19 protein-coding genes are annotated in these 23,151 nt (G+C 53.5%); 3 read left to right on the top strand and 16 right to left on the bottom strand.

Annotation, left to right across the window (positions count from 1 at the left end; translation table 11 throughout):
* Positions 1 to 112: 112 nt before the first annotated feature.
* Positions 113 to 499, bottom strand: a complete 387-nt coding sequence (gene cybC / locus UC14_RS22860; RefSeq protein ID WP_013577274.1) for a cytochrome b562 — start codon at positions 497 to 499, stop codon at positions 113 to 115.
* 147 nt (positions 500 to 646) lie between these two features.
* A complete protein-coding gene (gene pmbA / locus UC14_RS22855) occupies positions 647 to 1,987 on the bottom strand; it encodes a metalloprotease PmbA (RefSeq protein WP_015690526.1) in 1,341 nt (446 codons plus the stop codon).
* A 227-nt stretch (positions 1,988 to 2,214) separates the two neighbouring features.
* Here pmbA and yjgA point away from each other — a divergent pair, with 227 nt between their 5' ends.
* Positions 2,215 to 2,766, top strand: a complete 552-nt coding sequence (gene yjgA / locus UC14_RS22850; RefSeq protein ID WP_013577276.1) for a ribosome biogenesis factor YjgA — start codon at positions 2,215 to 2,217, stop codon at positions 2,764 to 2,766.
* Between the two features lie 52 nt (positions 2,767 to 2,818).
* Here the strand turns inward: yjgA and UC14_RS22845 are convergent, their stop codons facing one another.
* The 3 genes from UC14_RS22845 to UC14_RS22835 all read right to left on the bottom strand — a co-directional run bounded on the left by UC14_RS22845 (position 2,819) and on the right by UC14_RS22835 (position 5,102).
* The gene (locus UC14_RS22845) at positions 2,819 to 3,112 is read right to left on the bottom strand and encodes a barstar family protein (protein ID WP_013577277.1); all 294 of its coding nucleotides are present in this window, start codon (positions 3,110 to 3,112) and stop codon (positions 2,819 to 2,821) included.
* A gap of 5 nt (positions 3,113 to 3,117) precedes the next feature.
* Complete coding sequence (locus tag UC14_RS22840) at positions 3,118 to 3,564, bottom strand: ribonuclease domain-containing protein (protein WP_013577278.1); 447 nt, start codon at positions 3,562 to 3,564, stop codon at positions 3,118 to 3,120.
* Positions 3,565 to 3,641: 77 nt separating this feature from the next.
* Positions 3,642 to 5,102 (bottom strand): NAD-dependent succinate-semialdehyde dehydrogenase, encoded by a 1,461-nt coding sequence (locus UC14_RS22835; protein ID WP_013577279.1) that lies wholly within the window; start codon positions 5,100 to 5,102, stop codon positions 3,642 to 3,644.
* A gap of 185 nt (positions 5,103 to 5,287) precedes the next feature.
* On the opposite strand from UC14_RS22835, the gene UC14_RS22830 reads away from it, so the two are divergent.
* Complete coding sequence (locus UC14_RS22830; RefSeq protein ID WP_112198488.1) at positions 5,288 to 5,869, top strand: maltose acetyltransferase domain-containing protein; 582 nt, start codon at positions 5,288 to 5,290, stop codon at positions 5,867 to 5,869.
* Between the two features lie 7 nt (positions 5,870 to 5,876).
* On the opposite strand, the gene aaeB is transcribed toward UC14_RS22830, so the two are convergent.
* From aaeB to aaeX, 3 genes are read right to left on the bottom strand one after another with little or no spacing between them, the layout of a single operon-like run.
* A complete protein-coding gene (gene aaeB, locus UC14_RS22825; RefSeq protein WP_112198487.1) occupies positions 5,877 to 7,835 on the bottom strand; it encodes a p-hydroxybenzoic acid efflux pump subunit AaeB in 1,959 nt (652 codons plus the stop codon).
* 10 nt (positions 7,836 to 7,845) lie between these two features.
* Positions 7,846 to 8,781, bottom strand: a complete 936-nt coding sequence (gene aaeA / locus UC14_RS22820; protein ID WP_013577282.1) for a p-hydroxybenzoic acid efflux pump subunit AaeA — start codon at positions 8,779 to 8,781, stop codon at positions 7,846 to 7,848.
* 7 nt (positions 8,782 to 8,788) lie between these two features.
* Positions 8,789 to 8,992 carry a p-hydroxybenzoic acid efflux pump operon protein AaeX gene (gene aaeX, locus UC14_RS22815; RefSeq protein WP_013577283.1) on the bottom strand — a complete coding sequence of 68 codons (204 nt, stop codon included), beginning with the start codon at positions 8,990 to 8,992 and terminating at the stop codon, positions 8,789 to 8,791.
* 273 nt (positions 8,993 to 9,265) lie between these two features.
* On the opposite strand from aaeX, the gene aaeR reads away from it, so the two are divergent.
* Entirely contained in the window at positions 9,266 to 10,204 is a 939-nt protein-coding gene (aaeR, locus tag UC14_RS22810) for an HTH-type transcriptional activator AaeR (RefSeq protein WP_013577284.1), read from the top strand.
* Between the two features lie 73 nt (positions 10,205 to 10,277).
* Here aaeR and tldD read toward each other — a convergent pair whose 3' ends face one another.
* From tldD to csrD, 8 genes are all read right to left on the bottom strand, one after another.
* On the bottom strand, positions 10,278 to 11,723 hold the full coding sequence (gene tldD / locus UC14_RS22805) for a metalloprotease TldD (RefSeq protein WP_013577285.1): 1,446 nt from the start codon (positions 11,721 to 11,723) through the stop codon (positions 10,278 to 10,280).
* 141 nt (positions 11,724 to 11,864) lie between these two features.
* Positions 11,865 to 15,692 (bottom strand): AsmA2 domain-containing protein YhdP, encoded by a 3,828-nt coding sequence (yhdP, locus tag UC14_RS22800; protein ID WP_112198486.1) that lies wholly within the window; start codon positions 15,690 to 15,692, stop codon positions 11,865 to 11,867.
* Between the two features lie 98 nt (positions 15,693 to 15,790).
* Positions 15,791 to 17,260, bottom strand: coding sequence for a ribonuclease G (gene rng / locus UC14_RS22795; RefSeq protein ID WP_013577287.1), 1,470 nt, complete (start codon positions 17,258 to 17,260; stop codon positions 15,791 to 15,793).
* The gene (locus UC14_RS22790) at positions 17,250 to 17,843 is read right to left on the bottom strand and encodes a nucleoside triphosphate pyrophosphatase (RefSeq protein WP_013577288.1); all 594 of its coding nucleotides are present in this window, start codon (positions 17,841 to 17,843) and stop codon (positions 17,250 to 17,252) included. Before UC14_RS22790 ends, rng begins: the two co-directional genes overlap by 11 nt.
* Before the next feature lie 7 nt (positions 17,844 to 17,850).
* Positions 17,851 to 18,339, bottom strand: a complete 489-nt coding sequence (gene mreD, locus UC14_RS22785) for a rod shape-determining protein MreD (protein ID WP_013577289.1) — start codon at positions 18,337 to 18,339, stop codon at positions 17,851 to 17,853.
* Complete coding sequence (gene mreC / locus UC14_RS22780) at positions 18,336 to 19,343, bottom strand: rod shape-determining protein MreC (RefSeq protein ID WP_013577290.1); 1,008 nt, start codon at positions 19,341 to 19,343, stop codon at positions 18,336 to 18,338. Before mreC ends, mreD begins: the two co-directional genes overlap by 4 nt.
* 255 nt (positions 19,344 to 19,598) lie before the next feature.
* A complete protein-coding gene (mreB, locus tag UC14_RS22775; RefSeq protein WP_013577291.1) occupies positions 19,599 to 20,642 on the bottom strand; it encodes a rod shape-determining protein MreB in 1,044 nt (347 codons plus the stop codon).
* Between the two features lie 355 nt (positions 20,643 to 20,997).
* Complete coding sequence (gene csrD, locus UC14_RS22770; protein ID WP_112151056.1) at positions 20,998 to 22,932, bottom strand: RNase E specificity factor CsrD; 1,935 nt, start codon at positions 22,930 to 22,932, stop codon at positions 20,998 to 21,000.
* Positions 22,933 to 23,151 lie beyond the last annotated feature (219 nt).

Below are 23,151 nucleotides of genomic sequence, written 5' to 3'. Positions count from 1 at the left end.
CGCAGGGGGGAGGAGCAAGACAGCGGTCAATTCCGGCTATTTCTCACCATGAAATAATGTGGGTTTTACTCCCTACCCTTCGCAGGGGAGGAGCAAGACACCCGCCATCTGCTTACTTAAACTTCTTGTGGTTCTCATTCCTTGTCGCCTTGAACCCTTCAGCTTCTTTCTTCGCTTCATCGACCTTGCCCGCTTTGGCTAAAGCGGAGGCCTTATCAATCTGGCCGATCAGTGTATCCAGCCCTTTGTGGTAATCCTGCATTTCAGGGCTGTCCGGCGCTTTGCCTTTCAGTTTCGGTGGTGTGGCTTTTTTCGCGTCCTCGGCAGCCGCTTTCATGTTTGCCAGACCGGTGGTCAGTTCGGCCTGATCGCTGGTTTTCAACACCTTGCCGTAGTTATCAGCAATTGTATCCATGTCCGTTTCTAAATCTGCTGCCAGTGCTGCCGTGCTGCTGCCGAGCATGGCTATCACCGCTAACGCCATCAGTTGTTTACGCATGAACTATCTCTCTATTGTTATTTGTTTATTAGATAAAACGACATTGCTTGTAAGGCTTTATAAAAATAGGCTGAGAGAGAGAAAAACGGGATGAATTTTTTGTAAAGAATTAAAGCAGCGATCGGGCGACAGCTGCTTTAAGGAGGGTTATTCGCCAGCGATTTTCATTGCCGGTAACAGCACGGAACCGCACTGGATATTGCTGCGGGTTTCGATATCGCTGCCAATGGCGACCATATTGCGCCACATGTCTTTCAGATTACCGGCAATGGTGATTTCGCTTACCGGATACTGGATCTCGCCATTCTCGACCCAGAAACCTGCCGCGCCACGGGAGTAATCGCCGGTAACACCGCTGACGCCCTGCCCCATCAGTTCGGTGACGACCAGGCCTTTATCGAGCTTACGCAGCATTCCGGCGAAATCATCGCCCTGACCGGCGATGCGCCAGTTGTGAATGCCGCCCGCGTGACCAGTGGTTTGCAGACCGAGCTTACGCGCGGAATAGCAGGTCATCAGCCAGTTTTGCAGCACGCCATCTTTGACGATATCACGACGCTCGGTGCGCACACCTTCGCTGTCGAATGGCGTGGAAGCCAGCCCCTGCAACAGGTGCGGATGTTCTTCAATGGTCAGCCACTCCGGCAAAATTTGCTTGCCGAGGCTGTCGAGCAGGAAAGACGATTTACGGTAAATGCTGCCACCGCTGATCGCCCCCACCAGATGCCCGAACAGGCCGGTCGCCACTTCAGAAGCGAACAATACCGGGGCCTGCATGGTCGGTAATTTGCGCGGCGCCAGACGTGACAAGGTGCGGCGGGCGCACTCTGCGCCGACCCATTCAGGGTCTTTCAGATCGCTCATTTTACGGGCGATGGAGTAGGCGTAATCGCGCTCCATGTCGCCTTCATGCTCGGCAATCACTGAGGCGGAAATCGAATGACGCGTCGAGCAATAGCTTTGCAACATGCCGTGGCTGTTACCGAAAACGCGGATACCGTAATGGCTGTTGAAACTGCCACCTTCGGTGTTGGTGATACGCTTGTCAGCCTGCAACGCCGCCTGTTCAGCACGTGCGGCCAGTTCGATGCTGCGATCCGGATCCAGCTCTTCCGGGTGGAATAAATCCAGGTCCGGTGCATCGAACGCCAGCATCTCTTTATCGGCCACGCCCGCGAACGGATCCGGCGACGTGTAACGGGCAATATCCAGCGCCGCCTGCACGGTGCGGGAAATAGCGTCCGGGCTTAAATCGGTGGAAGACGCACTGCCTTTACGGTTCTGATAATAAACGGTGATGCCCAGTGCGCCGTCGCTGTTGAATTCCACATTCTCGACTTCGCCAAAACGGGTGCTGACGCCGATACCGGTGGTTTTGCTGACCGCCACTTCTGCAGCATCTGAACCGGCTTTCGCCAGTTCCAGTGCCTGAGATACGGCCTGTTCCAGAGTCTTACGCTGCTGCGCTACTTGATTCACTACGTTCATCGGCATGCCATCGCTTATGAGATAAAAGGGATTGTTCTACACTGATATACAGAAAGTCTTATCTTTGAGTCTAACAGAGACTCGCCACAATTTCGCATTCACTCCGGCGTTGTTATGCCCAAAGTTGCAACAGAACATGGATGTATGCGGCATAACCCTGCATAATGCCGCCAAAGCAATAAAGCACAATCAAACTGACAGGATTACCTCGTTAAGAGGAAGCGCCCATGACAAAGAAAATTGACGACTGGCACGACGACGTTCCCGAAACCAACGAGAACGAAGATGATGAAGAAATCATCTGGGTCAGTAAAAGTGAAATTAAACGTGACGCCGAGGCGCTGAAAGATCTCGGTGCAGAAATGGTTGAACTGGGTAAAAACTCGCTGGACAAACTGCCGCTGGACGACGATCTGCGCGCAGCGATCGACTTAGCGCAGAAGATCAAGAAAGAAGGCCGCCGCCGCCAGTTACAGCTGATCGGTAAAATGCTGCGTTCCCGCGATGTTGAACCGATCCAGACCGCGCTGGATAAGCTGAAAAACCGCCATAACCAGCAGATTTCGCTGTTCCATAAACTGGAAATGCTGCGTGACCGTCTGGTTGAAGAAGGTGATGATGCGATCCCGCCGGTACTGGAATTGTATCCTGAAGCCGATCGCCAGCAACTGCGCGCACTGATCCGTAACGCACAGAAAGAGAAAGCCACTAACAAGCCGCCGAAATCTTACCGCCAGATTTTTCAGTATCTGCGCGAACTGGCTGAAGGTCAGGAATAAAAAAACAAAAACCCGCCTTTTTACTTAACAGAAAATGGCGGGTTTTTTCTTTTCAGCCTTTAGCCTTTACTGCGGGTTTCTCCAGCAGATTCAGCCGCAACTCGCCTTCCAGTTCTTCCTCCGCTTCTTCAAACAACAGAATCAGCGCGCCGAAACGGCGTTTACGGCTGGCATTCAGATTAATGAAATCTATCTCAACCGGCAGTGCAATCCCGCCCGTTACCTCATCCCAGAGTGCGTCCAGATTCGCGCCGAAGCTGTCAGTCAGTGCAAACTGACGGACAAACTCGCGGTAGAATGCGGGTAAATCCGGGATGTGATTAAAATCGAAGCTCACTTTATTCATCGACATCACTCCACCCGAACGAAGTTCTGATAATGGTCTTTACTGACATAAATCAGCCCGTCGCTGGCAAACAACACGCGGTCAGCACCGCGACGCCCGCAGCGATAGTTAATATCCGCTTCGCGCCACACCCTTTTGTACGCCGAAGGCAAACGCCCTTCCCGGTTTGAGAAGCGGTCACCACCGATGGCTTTGCCCGGCAATACATCACATAAATTCCCGGAACGGGCATCCCAGCCGGCTTCCCGCGCCTTTTTCTTGGTGATGTAATTTTCAGGCAATTTATGGTTCTGGCGTAAATAGCCGATCACCGTTTGTTCATCGGTGCCCGGAACTATTGTGCCCTGATTATATGTCGTTTTCGCGACAACCTGCCCCGCGACACCGCACAGCCCGAAAAACACGGCGGCCATCATCAGATTGCGCACACACCGCCCGTTAAATGCCTTCATTGACGTCCTTTGTGTTTAGCCGGAATGAGTCTGTTTCTGTTTATTGTTTCTTAAAAAGTAACTTCTGGAAAGCTGACTTAAAGATTCCCTAAATGCAGCGTTTTCACCTGCAAATATTCTTCCAGCCCCAGCACCGAACCTTCACGTCCCAGGCCAGATTCTTTTACGCCGCCAAATGGCGCGGCTTCGTTGGAAATCGCACATTCATTAATGCCAATCATCCCGCTCTCAATAGCATCCGCGACCCGGAAAATACGTTGAAGATTCTGGCTATAGAAATACGCTGCCAGCCCGAAAGGCGTGTCGTTGGCGCGTTTAATCACTTCCTCTTCCGTTTTGAAACGGAAACAGGCCGCCAGCGGACCGAAGGTTTCTTCATGCGCCACTTTCATGTCATCAGTGGCATCAATAATGACCGTCGGCTGGAAGAAGTTGCCACCGAGTTTGTGGCGCTGTCCGCCCTCCATCAGGCGTCCACCTTTCTCCAGCGCGTCCTTGACGTGCTCTTCAACTTTCTCCAGTCCTTTGATATCAATCAGCGGCCCGACAATGACGCCTTCATCCATGCCGTTGCCGACTTTCAGCTTGCGTACTTCTTCCACCAGCCGCGAGGTAAACGCCTCGTACACGCCCTCCTGCACATAAATACGATTGATGCACACGCAGACCTGGCCGGTATTGCGGAATTTACAAGTGATCGCGCCCTTCACCGCCGCCTCAATGTCGGCATCGTCAAACACGATATACGGCGCATTGCCACCCAGTTCCATCGACACCTTTTTCATGGTGTCGGCGCTGTTACGCACCAGCGTTTTGCCGATTTCCGTCGAGCCGGTAAAGGAGACTTTACGTACCGCATTGCTGGTCATAATCACGTCGCTGATGGCACCGGTGTCACCGGCCACGCCATTGATCACACCGTCCGGAACCCCGGCATCCTGCGCCAGTTGCAACAAGGCGAAAGCCGACAGCGGCGTGTTACTGGCCGGTTTGATGAGACCGGTACAGCCTGCCGCCAGCGCCGGCCCCAGTTTACGGGTGAGCATCGCCAGCGGGAAATTCCACGGCGTGATGGCCGCCACCACGCCGACCGGTTCGCGGGTCGCCAGAATGCGTGAGCCGGATTTGGCCGGAGGAATGATTTCTCCGTTAGCGCGTTTGGCTTCTTCGCTGAACCATTGCAGGTAGCTGGCGGCGTAATCGACTTCGCCCAGTGCCTCTTTCAGCGGTTTGCCCTGCTCGGCAACCATCAGCTCGCCCAGAAACTGTTTATTTTCCAGCATCAGTTCATACCAGCGATGCAAGATTTCAGAACGCGCTTTCGCAGTGGTTTTGCGCCATTCGGGGAATGCGTCACTGGCTGCCTTCACCGCGGCTTCTGTTTCTGCTTTACCGGCTTTGGCGACTTTGGCGACCACATCGCCGGTTGCCGGATCCAGCACATCAAAGGTTTCTTTGGCTTTAAGCCATTTACCACCGGCAAAATAGCCGGTCTTAAATAATGGATGCGTGGAGAGTTTATGAGGTTGGGCTGACATGAGGATCCTCCTGATTTATGCCGTTTTAAGCGATCTATCAGGTAAGTATAGCGGCTTGAGCAGAAGCGTCTGTCAGACAGCACTGAGAGACACAGATCGCAAAGTGAATTGTCATACGTTCACAGTTTCCGCATCCCTCAGTAAACTGCGGTGAACCCCACCCCATTTTTACAAAGGAAGAAGGCATGTCGACGCGCGAAAAAATGAATATCGGTGAACTTTATACAGACACGGACGAAGGATTGCCGGAGGAACGCGGTGCCGGAAAAGAGCGGGTGTATGATTTCAATCTCACGCGCCCTTCTGAAGAGGCAAAGCGCCTGCAATTGCTCAGAAGTATTATGGGCAGTCTGGGGGAGTCCTGCTGGATTGAGCCGCCGCTGCGCGTCGCGTATGGCACCCATATTCATATCGGCAACCACTTTTACGCTAACTTCAATCTCACGGTGGTGGATGACGCCACCGTGACCATTGGCAATAACGTGATGATCGCACCGAACGTCACGCTCGCCACCGCCGGACATCCCATCGATCCTGACATCCGCATCACCGGACAGCAATTCTCGCTGCCGATTGTCATTGAAGATAATGTCTGGCTGGGCACCGGCGTGATAGTCAATCCGGGTGTGACGATTGGACGTAACAGCGTGATTGGGGCTGGCAGTGTGGTGACCAAATCCATTCCCCCGGATGTGGTCGCGGCAGGTGTACCCTGCCGCGTATTACGTCCGATCACCGCCAGCGACCGTGAGGCTTTCCTGAAATAGCCGCCGGTCAGGCCAGGAACGCGTGCTGATAACGTTGCAGCATGTCAGTGAGGCGCCTTACCGGCTCGGTCACTTTCAGTGGTGCGTCGTACTCGACCAGTTTCTCCTGATACTCACCCAGCTCTTTCAGTAACCGCTGATAATAATAGGTGCGCTTGCCTTCACCTGAAGCAGAGACCACGTGATCGGCCGTATTACGGATTTTCTTGTGGAATGCCGACAGCTCATCATTCACCGGCACTTCTGCCAGTTTCATGCGCTGGTGCGCGATAATCAGCATCAGCGCCAGACGGTATTTACCAATATCGTTCGGGAACATCACCAGCAACTGGTTCAGCTGATGATAAAGCGCCGGAAGATGGTTTTCACGACGCCGGTACGCTTTGGTGGTCAGCGCCGATACCGCGCTGCTCATAAAGCGGTTAAGCAGCGTACGCCCGGTTTTCTCGCGAGACTTGTCGCGCACAATCAGCAACACCGCCATCGCGATCACCGTACCGATCGCCTGCCCCATCGCGTTATCCAGAAACGACGTGACGTTAAAAACCATCGGATTGCTGAGCACCAGAATATTAATGGTGCCTGCCAGCAATCCGAGCATACCGAGACGGCGCTTGGTCACTTCGATACCGATAAAGAAGGTGAAGATCCCCAGCATCAGACACAGCAGGAACAGGCTCTGCTGCGTTGCGGGCATGATCAGCATAAACATCATCGAGCCGACCGGAATCGCCAGCAACATGCCGATAATGAAATCCATCGCCATGCCTTTCGGGTTCGGCGTACGCATCGCCAGCGAAGTCACCACTGCGATGATAATCACGCAACCACTGGCTGACGTCCAGCCGGTCCACAGCCACATCAGGCAGCCGATGGTTGTCGCCGTGAAGGTTCTCAGGCCGTTGACCAGCGCATGGTGACGTTCTGCTGAAACAGGCCGCACCACCACTTCGCCATCGAGCACCCCGCTTTCAATGGTGCTGATACTGCTGTTGGTCTGGATGCCTTTCATCAGCAACAGCGCACGGGTTCCGGCGCCGGTCCAGGCGCTGACCGTCATCAGTACGTTGTCGCTGTGCATGCCGGTAATCATCTGGCGTAATTGTTTCAGTCTGCGATGCACATCCGCCACGTTTTCAGCGGGTTCAGCAAACAATGCTTTCAGTTCAGGCGAGACCCGTTCCGGAGAGCTTTGCATAATCAGATAGGTTTCGCACGCCTGGGTGATCATGCTCAGCGAGGTGCTGTGCAGCGCTTTCAGGCGCCGATTACACCGCTGCCAGCGCGACGACTCCATCATCAGACTGCCGCGCATCCCGTTCAGCGCGGTCGTGCTTTTCACCAGGTTATTCCAGGACTTATCGATTTCTTCCTTCGTCCCGCTATTCACGCAAATCCGCATCAGCGCAAACTGATCCAACATCAGCTGACTGACGGCACGGTCAATATCTTTTTTGATGGAACGGGGGGAGAACAACAGGTCAGCGACGATAGCGCAGCAAATCCCGATAACGATTTCACTGCAACGCTCAACCGCAAACTGCGGAGTTTGCAAAGGCGAGCTGGCGGAAGTCACCACGATAATCAGCGCGGTATAACCAGCCAGACCCAGCGCATACGAGTTCTCGATACGAACCAGCGATGACCACCAGGTGCACACGCCCGCCCAGATGCAGCATAACAGCAGCATAACGACCGGTGCGCGGGCGGTAGCAATCACGATCACCAGCGCCGCGATACAGCCGATAAAGGTGCCGATAACCCGCAGAAAACCACGATGACGAATAGCACCGGCAAAGGGTTCGCCACCCGCCGCCAGCGCAGGTCCCGACGTTACGATCGCGGCAGTCATGGCCGACCAGCGCGGGGTTTCGAGTTGCAGATAGAACCCGAGAACCAGTGCGCCGAGGATCGCGAACGTCAGCTTGCAGGCAAAACGCACGCGCGGGATAAGTACGCTATTCATCTTTCCGGCCTTAACCAAACTCTCTCAGACGGTGCAGGAGGCGAAGGAACGGGGATCCTTCATCTTGTTTACGGTCATGGCTGCCGGTAATCACGACCGTCGCCGTGGTACCTGCCGGATAAGGATGTTGCTGGTCTTTGTCATCAAGCAGGATTTTCACTGGCACACGCTGTGCCAGACGCACCCATTCAAGGTTGCTGTCGATGGTCGCCAGACCGTTGGTCGCCGCAGAAGAGGAGCTGTTCGTCACCGCCGCCGCTACGCTGTCGACCGTACCGTGCATAATACGGTTGCTGCCGAGCGGCGTGATTTCCGCACGATCCCCTTTTTTCAGCCCCGGCAGTTTGGTTTCTTCCAGATACGCCAGAATGTAGAAGGAATTTTTCTTCACCAGCGCCACGGCAGTCGAACCCCGGTTAATGTAGTTGCCCGGATGAACGGTCAGGTTAGTTACCCAGCCATCAGCAGGTGCGACAACCACGGTCCGTTCCAGATCCAGCACCGCCAGATCCCGTGCAGCCTGCGCTTTCGCCAGCTGATGTTCAGCGGTTTGCAGCACGTTATTGGCCTGATCGATTTCTTCCTGCGACATGGCCTGTACGCCCAGTTTCACACGACGTCCGGCCTCGCGCTTTTTCTCAGAAGCCAGCGCCTGGTAATACGCGACGTCAGCACTCGCTTCGTCCAGCGCCTGCTGGTAGCGCGGCTGGTCAATTTTGAACAGTACCTGGCCTTTTTTCACCAGTTGGTTATCCGTCACCGGCACATCGGTAATCAGACCGGTGACATCGGGCGCGATGGACACAACGTCAGCGGTAAACTTGGCATCACGGGTCCATGGAGATTCTGTATAGAACGCCCAGGCTTTGAAGATTGCGATGACAGCCAGCACGACAAGAATCAACGTTATTGTGTAACGTATTATTTTTATGGAGAAATTTTTCACAACGCCCTCAGACGAACATGCAGGAGATCAGGTAGAAAAGACAGCAGTACAACGCTGTGTTGAACAATGCCGGGTGCCAGACAAAATCATAAATTCCGGTGGGTTGCAATATGCGCCGCAGCAGGAAAAACACCACCAGCGCCAACAATATTTCAAAAAACACCGGAGGAAACGACAATCCGAAAATCACCATTACCGGAAGCAAACTCATCAAAAATTCCTTACATTATTACGACGGACAAACACATATCGTCCCGCGCACGCATTATTCGTTATTTTAGGCAACGGCACGCGACCCCGGAGAAAATAATTCAACGGGAGCAGAGCAATGAAGCTGCAGAGTTGCCAGGGAAGTGTGCGAAGGTAAGCATGATGTCAGGAAAACTGAAACCTGAGCTTTATCGCCCGGAAGGGTATATTAGCGTGCTTATTATCAACAGATCAACGTTCTGTGATCTAAATCACTTTTAAGCCAGAGTTAACAATGGACCGATTAAAACGCATGTCGATCTTTGCTCAGGTCGTGGAAAGCGGCTCCTTCACGGCGGCCGCACGACGCCTCGACATGAGCGTTTCTGCCATCAGCCAGACGATTTCAAAGCTGGAAAATGACTTACAAATCAAATTACTAAACCGTAGCACCCGCAGCATCGGTCTGACAGAAGCCGGTAAACTTTATTATCAGGGTTGCCGGAAAATGTTGCACGACGTACGTGAAGTGCATGAACAATTGTATGCCTTCAACAACACCCCGACCGGAACATTACGCATCGGCAGTTCATCGACGATGGCACAAAATGTTCTTGCCGCGATGACTGCGGAAATGCTCACCGAATACCCCGGTCTGACGGTGAATCTGGTGACTGGCATTCCGGCACCGGACCTGATCGCTGACGGACTGGACGTGGTGATCCGCGTCGGCGCGTTGCAGGATTCCAGCCTGTTCTGCACCCGCTTAGGCTCAATGCCGATGGTGGTGTGTGCGGCGCGCAGTTATCTGGCACAACACGGCACGCCGGAGAAACCCGCCGATATGGTGAATTTCTCCTGGCTGGAATACAGCGTCCGCCCGGACAGTGAATTCGAACTGATCGCCCCCGAAGGTGTTTCAACCCGTATTACACCGCAAGGCCGCTTCGTGACTAACGACTCGCAGACCATGATCCGCTGGCTGAAAGCCGGTGTCGGTATCGCGTATGTTCCGCTGATGTGGGTGATTGAGGAGATTAATGCCGGTGAGGTGGAGATTCTGTTCAGGCGCTATCAGTCCGATCCGCGCCCGGTTTACGCGCTGTATACTGAAAAGGACAAACTGCCGCTGAAAGTGCAGGTCTGTATTGATTATCTGACGGATTATTTCAAACGGGTAAGCAAGGTGTATCAGGGATACCGGCAGGGCAAGAAAGTGACTCAGTGGAATTGAGTTCGTATCAAACCAAAAACCCACCTGACCTCCCCTTGTGAAAGGGGAGGGATAACACCGAAATAATCTTCTGCTACGCAGTGCCGCCGACGGTGAGATTATCCAGTTTCAGGGTAGGCTGACCGACCCCGACCGGCAGGCTCTGGCCTTCTTTACCACACACACCGACGCCTTTATCGAGCGCCAGATCGTTGCCGACCATGGAAATCTGTTGCATCGCTTCAATGCCCGAGCCGATCAGCGTCGCGCCTTTCACCGGTTTGGTGATGCGGCCTTTTTCGATCAGATAAGCTTCGGAGGTAGAGAACACGAATTTACCCGAGGTGATATCCACCTGACCGCCGCCGAAGTTTGGCGCATACAGGCCAAATTCTACGCTACTGATAATGTCTTCCGGCGTTGATTTCCCGGCCAGCATATAGGTGTTGGTCATACGCGGCATCGGCAGATGTGCGTAAGATTCGCGGCGGCCGTTACCGGTCGGCGCAACGCCCATCAGGCGCGCATTCAGTTTGTCTTGCATGTAGCCTTTCAGCACGCCGTTTTCGATCAGCACGTTGTACTGCCCCGGCACACCTTCGTCGTCAATCGCCAGTGAACCGCGCAGACCCGGCAGGGTGCCGTCGTCCACTACGGTACACAGTTCAGAAGCCACCCGTTTGCCCATCTGACCGCTAAATACAGAGGTTCCGCGACGGTTGAAGTCACCTTCCAGACCGTGGCCTACCGCCTCATGTAACAGCACGCCTGGCCAGCCTGCGCCCAGCACCACCGGCATGCCACCTGCCGGGGCGGCGACTGCCGTCAGATTCAGCAACGCCATACGCACGGCATCACGGGCAAAAGCTTCCGCACGCACTTCACCGTTAACGGTTTCGAGGAAGTAGTCATAACCAACACGACCGCCGCCGCCACTTGAGCCACGCTCACGACGTCCATCCTGTTCAACCAGAACGCTCACGGACAGACGCACCAGCGGGCGAATGTCTGCCGCCAGCGTGCCGTCGGTGGCTGCCACCAGGATGTTTTCATACACGCCGGTGATGCTGGCACTGACTTCCTGCACGCGCTTATCGGCTGCACGGGCAATTTTGTCGACGCGGTGCAGCAGTTCGATTTTTGCTTCGCGTGACAGGCTTTGCAGCGGATCCAGCGGAGAATAAAGAGATTTATAGGCAATTTCGCCCAGCGTATGCGCTTTGCCATTGCCCTGGTCGCGGACAATGCTACGGGCAGCTGTTGCACTCAGGTTCAGGGCATTCAGCGTGATTTGGTCAGCATAAGCAAAACCGGTTTTTTCACCGCTTACCGCACGAACACCAACGCCCTGATCGATATTGTAAGAACCGTCTTTGATGATGCTGTCTTCGATCACCCAGCTTTCATGGAAACTGGACTGGAAAAAGAGATCGGCATAATCAAGACGACGTTCAGACAACTGGCCCAAAATGGAAAACAGATCCTGATGACTCAGATTATTAGCAGTTAGTAACTGCTCACTGACTAAGGCCAGACTCATAGATGTTCACTCTCTTTTAGACGACAATCCGGCGTGCAGACTGTGGTCTACACAGTCTGCACGCCAGACAATCCATTGTTACAAGGTTATTAACAGCCTAACACAGCATGAACGAGGTTTCCTGCCACCTTCACGGTGGCGTTACTGTGCGGCGGCGGCTTTTGGATGTTCAACCGGTTTACGCAGAATTTCGTTGATACGGGGTTCTGCGATAGTGCCGTCAATCTGATAGCGGATAAGCGAGATTTTATTCCACAGCGGCGCCAGCACTTTACTGGCAGCGAAGACTGCAACGCCGACTACCGGGTTGATGACGAACGCCGTCGCCACACCTACTGTGGCGGAAATTTCCGGCGCAATGACCGCTTCGAGATCCAATTGCTGATTCACGAAATTGACCTTCCCGGTGATGGCGATATCTGCTTCCAGCCCGTCAACCAGCAGATCGTCGGTATGAAGTACGCCGTCTTTAATCCAGGCCGTGGATTTGATGGAGTCAAAATAGAAGCCCTGGCCAAAGGTATCGCTGAAATCAAGACGCAGTTTGCGCAGCAGCGCATCGAAGCTGACCAGTCGCAGCAATTGTCCGGCGCGGCCCGTGCCGACATCCGCAATTTCGCCTTTGCCCAGCGTGTTTTTCAGGGTGCCGTTCAGTGTGCTGATATCTGGCTTCCACGGCACGGATTTCCAGTGCAAATCAAAGTTAACGTCAAACGGCGCGCCTTTCAGTGGTGTAGTCACACCAAAGAATGACATGGCCTGCTCAATATTTTTACCGGTCAGCTTGCCTTTCAGGCCGGTGTTTTCGCCCTGCCCGTTCTGCCTCCAGTCGCCCTGCACGTCGAGACGTGCCACGCCGGTATCTATCAGACCGTTACGCAGCATCAGTTGATCGCCTTGCGGTGTCAGGTCAGCATTCACTTTGCGGAAGTTCTGACCGAGGAACCAGCAGGCTTCACAACGCAGTTGCAATGCCGGCCAGCTGGCAAACGAAATCTTTTCAGTAGCAAACGGATTACCGCCCGGCTGACCGCTGCTGGCCACATCCGCGACCGTCCATTGCGGATTGAAATAGACGTATTTCAGATTAGCCAGCCACGGACCGTTGTCATTCATATTCAGCCTGCCATCGATTTCCTTACCTTTGGCAGTGACCTCCATGCCCTGATGCCCTTGTACCGAGGTGAGGGTCAGGTCATTCCAGACCTGTCCGCCCAGTGTCAGCGCAGGCGTTGTCAGGATAATCTGGTGCGGGAAGCTGAAACCGGCCAGTTTAGTAGTAGTGTCCTGCGTCGCTTTATCCGGTGACAGCAAACCCAGCCAGCTTTCACCATCAAGTGCGGGCAGATGGAGCGTCAGACTGCTGTCATCCGGCAATGGAGGCGTTTTTTTGCTGTTTGCCTGCCACGATGCGCGATCGAGTTTCAGTTGTTTACCCAGCAGCCAGCGGCTGTTGAAATGATCTTTGCCCGCCAGCACACCTTGCAGATTAAAACTGTGCAGGTCGCCTTTGACATTCACCACCAGCGGCAGCGGATGACCGGCTTTCTTGCTCAACGGATCGGGTAAGTGACTGCTCACATCTTTCAGATCGGCGTTTACATCGACGGTATAGGTCGGGGTACCTTTGTGCGGCAGCGTAATATTGACGTCGCCTTTCCACGGTGTACCACCCGAAATTTTACTGGCTGCTGCCGCTGGCAAGCCGGGGATTTTGGACAGTTGCCAGTTGGCATCCAGCCCGACCTGAACCTTGAAATCATCCGGCAGTTCCTGCGTGCTGAACATCACGTTGACCGGTTGCCCGAACCAGTTACCGGTAAGCCGGTTACTTTGCAGGTTGCCATTGTCATAACTGAACAGGCCACTGAGCTGACTGATTTTGCTGTTCAGCGGTTTAATAAACAGACTGTTGTTATTGAGCGTGACGCCACCGGATGCACGCACAAGTTCGCCATCAAGCGGAATATCCAGATGTAAGCGACCATTCACTTCGCCGCCAATCTGCAATTCCTGTAGCGCCGAGCCCAGCGAGTCATGCAACGGCGTATCCATGAAATAATCGCCGATATCTTTCCCCTGCCCGCGCAGGTCCGCATCAATAAACAGTTTTTCTTTCAGGTAGTCAGGAATATTGGCAACGACATTGTTACCGTCCACATTGCCCAGTTTGGTGTGCGCGGCTTTCATAAACAGGCCGTCATTAAGGAAATCGAGATCGATATCCAGATCAGTCAGCGCTGGCCAACCTGGCTGGAACTCAAAGGTCGAGTGGCGTAGCGGAACCCACACTTCAAACTGCCCTTCGTTCTTTTTGAACGGGAAATGATGTGGATTGCCGTTGAAGGTCAGGGTGGCGTTATCCACCTGACCGGCCTTTATGGCACCACTGAGATAATTTACCAGATGTTTGCCCATCAGCGGTTCAGGGAAATAGCGCCAGGCCTGACCGGCGTCATACAGGCGAATACCGGCCAGGATATTCAGCCACGGGTCACCTTTGACAGGCTGGTTGTAGCGGAAATCGCCCTTCGCCCACAGCGCGTTGGCTTTGACATCTACGTCTTTACCCGACAATGACCAGCCATCTTTGCCGTTCTTCCAGTTAAAGGTACCGGTCGCCGCACTGATATCCAGCGGTGCGCGGAACATTTCGCCGTACGGCAGCAGGCTGTCTTGTAATTTCACCGTCATCTGCCCGCCCGCCACGCTACCTTTCAGGCCACCACTGAAATGATTGACACCCGGCAGCAGTTTCCAGCGCTGCCAGCTGACATCGCGCCAGTTCACATCAAAACGGGTCTGATCAGGCTGCTTTAGCGGGATATCCAGCGCGAGCCGATCAACGTTACCGGCGGGTTTTAAATCCTGCCAGCGCTCCAGTAAAGCCGGAGTCAGGAATGAGAAAGTCGGGATCACCGGGCCTAAACGTTCCAGTTGCAGATTGGTGCCACGGATGCGCAGCTCTTCACCCTGCGAAGGCCCGAGGAACTGGTTATTTTCAGGCAGATAAAGTACTTCAAGGCGGCCTTTCGGCCACGCCACACCATCGGTTTTCAGATTCAGCTGCTTCGTGCCAACCTGCCAGCCATTACCCTGACGGTTACCGTGTAATGTCAGATTATCGACATCGAGCTGGTGTTCCTCAGTGCCATTTTTCCAGGTGGCAGAGCCATTTTTCAGCAATGCGTCAGCGGCATAAATATCGCCACTACGCACCGTCAGCCACGCCGCGAGGCTGAAGTTAGCACTTTCCAGACCGGTATTATTGCGCAACCACCGGCTGAACCACGGTTTCATGTCGATATCATCGGCCTGAAGATAAATTTTCCCGTTATTGAGCAAACCATTGGTGTCGTTCAGATCCATACGCAACTGCACAATGCCGTGCTGCCCGTTAAAACTCGACAGGCTAAGCTGCCCTTCGGCGCGATGGCGGTTGTGGCTGTTCAGCCAGGTCATCTGAGGAATGTCGAATTCCGCCCGTGGACCGGAAGGCGTCAGGAAGGAAATGCGGCTGTTGCGCAGATCGAAATGGTCGACCTGTCTGAGGAAAATATCACTGACGCGGTTTGGCTGGATGCCGTTGCCTTTATTGCTTTCGCCACCCAGCGTGCTGTTTAAATCCAGCTGCAAATTGTAAAAAGTAAGGTCGCGGAACTGCCAGCGGAAATGCAGCAAGGATTGCCAGACGTCCAGCGCCAGGGTAATGCGCTGAACCTGCCACTTTGAGTCCGGTAATGTCACCTGAAGGCCTCGGATCTCCATGACCGGGCCAAAGGTTTTCCAGCTGGCGCTGACTTGCGATAACTCGATCGGTACGCCCGTGACCGCCTCGACTTTCCCGACCAGTTGATCCTGGAAGCGGGTCAACTGAGGCAATGCCAGACGCAAGCCACTGATCACCAAAGCCACTATCACGACAAGGGTTGCGCTGGTGGTTAATAAAATACCGGGCAGTCGCCTCAAACTTCTCTCCTTGTTTTCCATTCCATGCTGGTTTTCACCCGCACAGACGGCAATGGAAACCTTTAACTTCTTGATGCTTCAGACGAATAGCCATCGGATCACATCATGACGACGTCAAACTGTTCCTGACTGTAGAGCGGCTCGATCTGCACTTTCACCTGCTTGCCGACGAAGATTTCTACTTCGGCCAGTGCATGGGATTCTTCTCCCTTGAGCGCTTCCCCTACTGCGGCAGACGCGTAAACCAGGAAACGGTCAGAATCGTAGGCATGATGCACACGCACGATTTCACGCAGAATTTCATAGCAGACGGTTTCAACGGTTTTCACCGTGCCGCGTGCATGACAGGTCGGACAATCGCTGCACAGCACATGTTCGACGCTTTCGCGGGTACGTTTGCGGGTCATCTCTACCAAACCAAGGGCGGAGAAACCGTGAATACCGGTTTTCACGCGGTCTTTCGACAGCGCCTGCTCGAGGCTGTGCAGCACGCGACGGCGGTGATCTTCATTCGACATATCAATGAAGTCGATAATGATAATGCCGCCGAGATTGCGCAGCCGTAGCTGACGGGCAATGGCCTGCGTCGCTTCGGTGTTAGTGTTAAATATCGTGTCTTCCAGATTACGATGGCCGACAAACGCACCGGTATTAATATCCACGGTGGTCATGGCTTCGGTCTGATCGATAATCAGATAGCCGCCGGACTTGAGTTCCACCTTGCGCTCGAGCGCACGCTGGATTTCGTTCTCCACATCGAATAGATCGAAAATAGGCTGCTTGCCGCTGTAATGCTCCAGCTTGCTGGTCATTTCAGGCATGTATTCGCTGGTGAATTCGACCAGCAATTCATACGTCAGGCGGGAGTCAACGCGGATGCGGTCCAGTGCTTCACCGGCAAAATCACGCAGCACACGGTGCGCCAGTGCCAGCTCACCATACAGCTTGCATTTGGTTTTGTTGCGACGCTTGCGCTCCATCACCTTGGTCCACAAGCGTTTCAGGTAGGCCGCATCTTGTTTGAGTTCTTCTTCACCCACGCCTTCGGCTGCGGTACGAATAATATAGCCGCCGTGCTCATCACAATATTCTGAGACGATACGTTTGAGGCGATCACGCTCGGCTTCGCTTTCAATACGCTGCGACACGCCAACGTGTGACGCACCAGGCATGAACACCAGATAGCGGGAAGGCAAGGTAATGTCAGTCGTCAGACGCGCACCTTTGGTGCCCAGCGGATCTTTCACCACCTGCACCATCAGATCCTGGCCCTGATGCACCAGTTCTGCGATGTCACGCACGTGGAAATTTTTCTGCTCGTCACGCGCCACACATTCGGTGTGCGGCATGATGTCTGAAGCATGTAAAAATGCGGCTTTTTCAAGGCCGATATCGACAAATGCTGCCTGCATACCCGGCAGAACACGGCTGATACGCCCTTTATAAATATTGCCGGCAATCCCGCGCTTGGTCTCGCGCTCAATATGGATCTCCTGCAGAATGCCACCGTCAATGTAAGCCACGCGGGTTTCAGACGGGGTGACATTGACCAGTAATTCAGCTGTCATGTTTTCTCCTAAGCTCGCGTAAGGCAGAAAATTCATTGAGCAGTTCCTGAGTTTCCACCAGAGGAAGGCCCACAACTGCATAGTAACTGCCGCGAATTTCACGGACGAAACAACCGCCCTTTCCCTGAATACCATAAGCGCCCGCTTTATCCATGGGCTCACCGCTCAGAATATAATGTGCAATATCGTCGGAGGATAGTGAACGGAAAGTGACATCGGTCACAACCAACGTATTGAGGCATTCCTGCCTGTCGGCAAACGCAATGGCGGTCATCACCTGATGCTGTCTGCCAGACAATGCCTTAAGCATAACAGCGGCTTGCGCTTCGTCACGTGGCTTTTCCAACACTTTACCGTCGAGGACTACAATCGTATCTGCGCCAAGCACCGGCAAATCCTCTGCCGCGACCGTCACACCGGCCTGTGCTTTATCTTTCGCCAGCCGTAAAACATAATCTTGCGGGGCTTCGTCAGGCTGACGCTCTTCTGCAACCTCAGTCACCAGACGCTCAAAAGGCAGTTCCAGCAAGGCCAGTAATTCACGGCGACGTGGTGACCCGGAAGCCAGATAAAGTGCGGTCATAACATCCTCATTGCACAGCAAACTGACGACGAATTTTACGCATCAGCAGGAACAGCCATGGCCACAGCACACCGTCGACCACACTGCTCCAGAAAACTTCAGGCCGGAACGACACATTGACTACCAGGAATTCTCCCCAGAACACCATGACGTCCACAGCCAGCGAAAGCACCATAACAATCAGCGCTTGTTGCCACAGAGCCAGGTTACGGAATAACTGGAATTTGAACGCGACCAGGTAGGCGGTAATGGCAAAAGCCAGCGCGCGAATACCCAGGGTCGATCCCAGGATCAGATCCATAATAAACCCGACAACAAAACCGGTACCCACGTTGACGCGATGCGGTAATGCCATCACCCAGTAAATCAGGATCAGCATCAGCCATGACGGCCTGAACATATAAATCTGTTCAGGCCACGGCATCACCTGCAATAACATGGCTATTAAGAAGGATAGCCAAATAATCCAGCGTCCGTGGCTCCGGTAGCTGTTCATTGCGTCGCTCCCTGCACAGCAGGCGTGCTAACCGGTGTCGTTACCGTACCCGTTGCCGGTGGAGGAACAGGAGCTGGCGGCCCCATATCTCCCGGAGGTGGCAACACTTGCGGCATCATTTGCATCAGGCGTTCATTGGCCACGCGATGAACTTCATCCGGCGGTAAAGGATGCTCGCCATTACGGTCAGAGCCCCATAGTAACAGCAGGTAACGCAGACGTTGCAGACCGGCGGTCGGACGCGCCTGAATGACGGTATACGCACGCTGATTATCAACTTTAACCGAAGATACAACGCCGACCGGATACCCTTCAGGGAAACGTCCACCCAGACCTGAGGTGACCAGCACATCACCGACACGAATATCGGTATTGCTTGGCAAGTGTTCAAGTTGTAAGTCATCAGCACAGCCGCTACCGGCAGCAATAACGCGGATGTCGTTACGCAGCACCTGAATCGGCAACGCATGTGAAGCATCACAAATCAGCAGCACACGGCTGGTCAGCGCGGCAACAGCGATGACCTGGCCAACAACGCCTTTATCGCTGATGACGGGTTGCCCGATATACACACCGTTGTTGCTGCCTTTGTCGATGACGATCTGATCGCTGTAAGGATCATTGCTGGTGGAGAGAACCTGCGTCACCATTTTGTGCTCGTCCTGACGCAACGGTGATCCCAGCAGCTCGCGCAAGCGAGCATTTTCTTGTTTGTATTGGCCAAGCAGCATCAGGTCACTGTTTTTCAGCAACAATTCCTGACGCAAAGCGCGGTTTTCAAGTTCCAGCTGGCCACGGGTGGCAAACGTAGAAGAGACCTGATCTAAGAATTCACGCGGGGCATTGGACAAAAAATAGAAGGGACTGACGGCAGTATCCATATAGGTGCGGATTTTAACAAACGTACCTATTTTACTGTCGGCAACAATCAGGACAATGGCCGTGAGAATAGCCAAAAAAAGTCGCAGTTGCAGGGAAGGTCCCCTGCTAAAAATTGGCTTCATAAAATATGCGAGTTCCTCGGCAACAGAAAGTTTCAGCCAGTCGAAGTAAAGACCTCACCTGACAGAAACGGCGGCAATCTCATGGGATAGCCAAAACACTGGCAGAGCTTTATCGCTCAGCCAGTGTTTGCACGGATCCACATTGAACACTGCACACTTCGCGTTGCAGGTTTTACCTGACGGACAACCACCTTCCCGGGCAGACTATTCTTGCTTGCAACAAGACTTGTTTGAATCAGCAAGTCTTCGCTGAGATTACTCTTCGCTGAATAAGTCGCCGCCGTGCATGTCGATCATTTCTAATGCTTTACCACCGCCACGGGCGACGCAGGTCAGTGGATCTTCTGCGACAACAACAGGAATACCCGTTTCTTCCATCAGCAGGCGATCAAGGTTACGCAGTAATGCGCCACCGCCGGTCAGCACCATGCCGCGCTCGGAGATGTCGGAAGCCAGTTCTGGCGGACACTGTTCCAGTGCAACCATCACCGCGCTGACGATACCGGTTAGCGGCTCTTGCAATGCTTCGAGAATTTCGTTGGAGTTCAGCGTGAAACCACGTGGAACACCTTCAGCCAGGTTACGACCGCGCACTTCGATTTCGTGAACTTCATCACCCGGATAGGCGGAACCGATGCTGTGCTTGATACGCTCAGCCGTTGCTTCACCGATCAGTGAACCATAATTACGGCGTACGTAATTAATGATAGCTTCGTCGAAACGATCGCCACCGATACGTACAGAAGAGGAATACACCACGCCGTTCAGGGAGATCACGGCAACTTCTGTGGTACCACCACCGATATCCACCACCATTGAACCGGTCGCTTCGGATACCGGCAGGCCTGCACCGATTGCCGCAGCCATCGGTTCTTCAATCAGGAACACTTCACGCGCGCCTGCACCTTGTGCAGATTCACGGATAGCACGGCGTTCAACCTGAGTTGCGCCGACTGGCACACACACCAGTACACGCGGGCTTGGGCGCATGAAGCTGTTGCTGTGAACTTGCTTGATGAAGTGTTGCAGCATTTTCTCAGTCACGAAAAAGTCAGCGATAACGCCGTCTTTCATTGGACGAATAGCGGCAATATTGCCAGGAGTACGACCCAGCATCTGTTTCGCGTCGTGACCAACAGCAGCAACGCTTTTAGGTGAACCAGCACGATCCTGACGAATAGCCACAACTGATGGCTCATTCAGCACGATGCCTTGTCCTTTTACATAAATGAGGGTATTGGCGGTACCCAGGTCGATGGACAAGTCGTTGGAAAACATGCCACGAAATTTCTTAAACATAACGAAGGGATAATCCTGCTAGCTGGGGGCGGAAAATAAAATCCGCCTACTTTACCAACCACGCGAAGCAGCGACAAGGCGCAAAAACGTCCTGCTTCCGTGAAAATTGTCCGCGATGTCGCCATTCACTTGCGGTGACTTTTTGAGGCTGATGGCACTGCGAAATAATTCTGTCTCGCAGGCTCGGTTTACCTCGGGCAGGCACCCAGGCGAAGTAGCAACACCACACATAAATTCTTACACTTTTACCAACATCTTCCATCCATCTGCGGTCTGAGTACAAACACCGGAAACCAGACAAGGGCGTAGGTCAAAAGCTGGCTCATTCTACGTTAAATAATGCATTAACGGTCACTTAAACATCGCGGTTGTGTGAATATTTTTTACCGACCGGTTCAACAGGCTCCGGACCGGCAAAAAAATCGCCCTGCCCGCCGTGGATCCCGCTTTTCAGCAGGACAGCCCACTCCTCTTTTGTGCGCACGCCAGAGGCAAATACCAGCGCCTGAGTCCCTTCGCATGCACTGAGTAAGCTTTGTACAAAGAGCTGATTTTCAACCCTTTTATCAATATCACGCACTAACCCCGGGTGAAGCTTAACTCTCTCCACCGGGAAAGTTTTCAGATAGGAGGTGCTGACCACCGTCAGTCCGGCTTGCGAAACGGCCAGACGACAGCCCAAACCCTGTAACAATCTGATCGCAGGACGCAGGCGGTCGGTATGTTGACAGAGATCCGCCTCAGCAAGTTCAATCAAAATTCGATTTCGTTGTGTTCTTTCGCACTGCAGCAAGGTATCGCGCAGCCAGCGAACAAATGAGCGCTGCAATAATGAATCAACCGTCAGGTGAAATGCTAACGTTTCATCCGGCCAACGGTTAAGTAACGGAATAATCTGACTTAACATGACCCGGTCAAAGCTTTGCGACAACCCGAACTGAACCACCAGCGGGATAAACTCCGCAGCCAGCAGTTCCTGCTCGCCGTCGAAGACACGCCGCTGCACCTCACGGTGATCCGGTTTGTTGTCCCGGGTGAAAGCGGGCTTCTGATAAAGACGCGGGCCGCCGCGCGCCAGCGTATTTTCCAGCAGGGTCCGCCAGCGCACGCTGCCGCGACCTTTTTCCGGCACATTTTTATCATAGATAAACCAGCTGTTACTGCCCTGAAACGCCGCATGTCGCGTCGCCTGCTCGGCCATGTCCATCACCTGATCCGGCGTCTGACCGAAACGGTAGGCGCTGATACCGATGTACATCAGCGCATCGCGGTCAATTAGCGACGAGGTCGGCAGGACGCCGAGCGCATTGACTAATTGTGAGGCCATCACTTCCGCTTCCTTTAAGGTGCGGTGTGGCAACAGCACGGCAAAATCACTGTGGAAATAACGTGCCAGCAGCGCATCAACATGGCGCATCACGAACGTCGATAACAAATTCACCATCGCCGAACGCAGTTCTTCGACCACTGCCTGACCGTGCGTTTCGCGCATGGTGTCGAAATCCGGCAAGCGCAGTAACATCAGCACACCGTGCGCACCCTTTTCTTCCAGCTGCGTCGCAAGCTGATTATCAAAGAACAAGCGGTTACTGAGGCCGGTTTGCGCGTCCTGCTGAGCATAAGCACGGATCAAGGTATCCACGCGGCTGCGCTGCTCACGTGCTTCATTCAGATCCCCTAGCAGACGATCTATCGCACTGCTGGCAGAATGCGGCCATTCGCCCACATGACCGGACAGCCCTTCCCGTTCACCGCGTAATATTCTGACCGCGCGGTCTTCCAGCTTTTCCACACCGTCCGTTTCCTGACGTAACCAGCGAAAACTGAGCAGCAGCATAGCGAGCATGACCAGAATGGCGATCCCAATCGTGAACGTAGAACGCAGGGAGCGGATGTAACTGCTGACAGGATCAACATAGGAAATGTGCAGCGACATGGCGTGGTTGTGCATCAGCGGGATAATGGCAGTGTCATATTCCGGCATCACGCTGTCCCACGAGCGGTGTACATCCGGACGCTCGTGGTATTCAAAAACGGTGGTGTTATCAAGTTTGACTTCGATATCCGTGACATCAAGCATACGCATAGCCTGAGGCATCCAGCGTTGGGCATCTGCGGGGGGATGCGTCAGTAATGCCTGATCATAAGTCGTGGCAAGTGCCTGAAGATGTTGTTCGGTATCTTGTTTGTTCAGATAGATAAAGCTGAAAGTGACGCCAAGCAACATCAGTAACATTGCCAGCGCAACTAACATCGTCATCAGTGCCGATAGTCTGGTAGTAAATCGCATCCCTGTGCCTTACTCGCTACGGTGAGGGGGAAACAAACCCTTTCTCTGAGCTTGCCACGAAAAAACGCCGCTACTATAAAACAGAAAAATGCGATGAAAGGAGAAATTTTCGAAAGAGTCATTCGCATACATTCATAGCATAGCAACACAAAAACCAATCAATTCGTAATTCTTATATAAATGGTAAACGCCTCCTCAATGCCTGCGGCAAAATGCGCT

The sequence above is a fragment of the Rahnella sp. NRRL B-41462 genome, from assembly GCF_003263525.1.
GTDB lineage: Bacteria > Pseudomonadota > Gammaproteobacteria > Enterobacterales > Enterobacteriaceae > Rahnella > Rahnella aceris.
Note: the sequence above shows the minus strand (reverse complement) of the source record. Positions and strands in the feature narration are given on the sequence as shown.